Below are 2,503 nucleotides of genomic sequence, written 5' to 3'. Positions count from 1 at the left end.
ACGAATGGACGGTCCGGCCCGATCCGGAAAGATTGCTGCTTGCCTTGCGGCAGCATCAGGAAGTGCACGCCGTCGGCATGGTGCATCATGAGACCACCACCGGACTCCTCAATCCCATCCATGAGATCGCCGAGATCGTCGATAATCAGAATCGGGTGTTTGTGCTCGATGCCGTCAGCGCTCTGGCGGGTGAGACGATCGACATTGCGCGATCGCACATCTATATGGTGACGGGGACGGCGGGAAAATGCATTCAGGGATTCCCGGGCGTCTCGTTCGTGCTGGTGCGGAAGGGGTTCGTCGAGAAAATGCGCTCGTACCCGAAGCGTTCGTGGTATCTCCATCTGACCCATTACATCGACAACGAAGGGCGAGGCACGATTCCCTTCACTCCCGCAGTGCAAGTCTACTATGCCTTTGACGAAGCGCTCAACGAACTACTCGAAGAAGGCGTGGCTAATCGCATCCAACGGTACAAGAAGATGGCGACCCTGATCCGTGAACGCATGGCCGAACTCGGGGTGAAGGCGCTTCTCCCGGTGGACCGGCAATCGAATACCATCACGGCCTATTACCTGCCGGATGGAGTTCCCTACCACGTGTTGCATGACCGCCTGAAGCAGCAGGGCTACGTCATTTATGCCGGCCAAGGCAACTTGGAAAACAAGATGTTCCGTGTGGCCAATATGGGAGCATTGTCCGAGGCGCAAATCAGCGGATTTCTCGACGCCTTCGAGCACGTGTGCAAATCGGCATGAAGGCAGTCATCCTGGCAGCGGGAGTGGGAAAACGCCTCTGGGAAGTAACCCAACATCGTCCGAAATGCCTCATCGAGATCGGCGGACGGTCACTCCTGCGTCGCTCCTTAGAGTCGTTGGCTTCCGTCGGGATTCGGCGGGCGGAGATCGTCGTCGGGTACAAGCAGGAGATGATTCGTGCGGCGGTCGAGCAGGATGCGTGCGGCGTCAACGTCAAATTCCTCGTCAATGAGCAGTTTCACAGAGGCAGTATTTCCTCGCTGTGGCTTGCGCGAACCGCGCTCGACGACGATACCGTCGTGATGGATGCCGACGTGCTCTTCCATCCGGAAATCCTACGGCGTCTGGTGTCGTCACCCTCTGAGAACGCGCTGTTGATGGATGAGACGGTGAAGCAGACCGGAGAGGAATGCATGGTGGTCGTGGCGGGGGATCGAGTCGTCGCGTTGACAAAGAACATGCCGGAACAGTACGACTACGCCGGTGAAGGAGTGGGATTTCTTCGGGTTCGCCACGCCGACACGCCTCGTGTTGTCTCATCGCTCCGTGGCTACATCGACAGAGGCTCGTGGGATATGGAGTACGAAGACGCGCTGCGGCAGTATTTTCAGGACGTACGGGTCGGTTATGAGCGGATCGGAGGATTGCCCTGGACCGAGATCGATTTCATCGAAGACGTAAAAAAAGCCGAGTTGGAAGTCTTGCCAAGATTATGAGAAAGTCTTCACCATGGTAGGATATCTGATGGTGAAGGCCAATGAACTATCGGTGAGCCAATTGTCTGTGGAACCATGAGTAAGAGCATCCTTCAAAGGAGAGCCGAAATCCAAGGACTGGCGACGGCGATTCTGCTGCCGTCTGTCGGAGTATTCAGCGGCTCGATCGGGTCGCAGGTCGGCAACGTGGGGCCTTTGACGAGCGTCGTGGGGATCGGACTCTTTCAACGGACCGTGCTTACTTTGCAACGAGCTGGGATTCGCCAATTAATCGTCCTTTCCGGCTCCGAGGAGGAGCAACTGAAACAGACGCTCGGCAAAGGGCCGCGCGTCACAATTCCTGTCCGATGGATGCCGATCCGCGAGTTTCCTCTTGAGGATCCCCGGACATGGGAAGCCTTGGCGGCCGAAGTGCATGGCTTTGCGTTGGTTGTGAGCGTCAATAGTGTGTTCTCTCGAGGGTTGATCGAACGGTTGCGGCGTGATGTACAAGAGGGCGAAGCCATCATCGTCTCTCAAGCCTCACAGGGGCAGGTCGATCAGCTCATGGTGGAGGGCGTGCGATTGAAGATCGGAAGTAACTCAGACAAACGCATGTCCGGTCGCTCGGCGATCTTCGTCCCTCCTCGTTTCGACGATCCGGCCTTGCGTGTCGCTGAACTGGTGGTCGTGCCGGCAAGCCTGATGAGCACCACCGGTCAAGCGGCGGGCGAGAAGGGGAGTCCTCCGATCAGGCAGTGGCTTGAGCGTGCCGCTGCGGATGGCCGTATGCGCGTTGTCTCGGCTGAAGAGAAGCCGGGTAATTGGTATCAACCAGTCCAAACCGTGTCTGACGTCCAAACAGCCGAAAAAAAACTGTTCAATTCGCTCAAGGGAGAATACGAAGGGTTCGTCGATCGCTATTTCAACCGCAAGGTCTCTCGATGGTTCACACGCCTATTTCTCGCCATGGGTTGGCGAACTTGAGCTCGTCCAGCCCCACGAACTGCGGCCAGCGGAAGCAGTAGGTGCAGTAAGCGTGGCAGGTCT

The 2,503-nt window shown here is 57.2% G+C and carries 3 protein-coding genes; all 3 read left to right on the top strand.

Annotated features, from left to right (window positions below; genetic code table 11):
* On the top strand, positions 1 to 758 hold a 758-nt coding region (locus ACOSYY_RS17540; protein ID WP_421664124.1), incomplete at its 5' end, for a pyridoxal-phosphate-dependent aminotransferase family protein.
* Positions 755 to 1,474 (top strand): phosphocholine cytidylyltransferase family protein, encoded by a 720-nt coding sequence (locus ACOSYY_RS17535; RefSeq protein WP_421664123.1) that lies wholly within the window; start codon positions 755 to 757, stop codon positions 1,472 to 1,474. The genes ACOSYY_RS17540 and ACOSYY_RS17535, both read left to right, overlap by 4 nt.
* A 75-nt stretch (positions 1,475 to 1,549) precedes the next feature.
* On the top strand, positions 1,550 to 2,440 hold the full coding sequence (locus ACOSYY_RS17530; RefSeq protein ID WP_421664122.1) for a glycosyltransferase family protein: 891 nt from the start codon (positions 1,550 to 1,552) through the stop codon (positions 2,438 to 2,440).
* The last annotated feature ends 63 nt before the right edge of the window (positions 2,441 to 2,503 follow it).

Source organism: Nitrospira sp. BLG_2 (assembly GCF_049222245.1).
This window is presented reverse-complemented; position numbering and strand designations above follow the sequence as displayed.

Excerpts from the sequence above, each read along its gene's own strand:
- ACOSYY_RS17530 (WP_421664122.1), top strand. The coding sequence starts at position 1,550 with ATGAGTAAGAGCATCCTTCAAAGGAGAGCCGAAATCCAAGGACTGGCG.
- ACOSYY_RS17535 (WP_421664123.1), top strand. The coding sequence starts at position 755 with ATGAAGGCAGTCATCCTGGCAGCGGGAGTGGGAAAACGCCTCTGGGAA.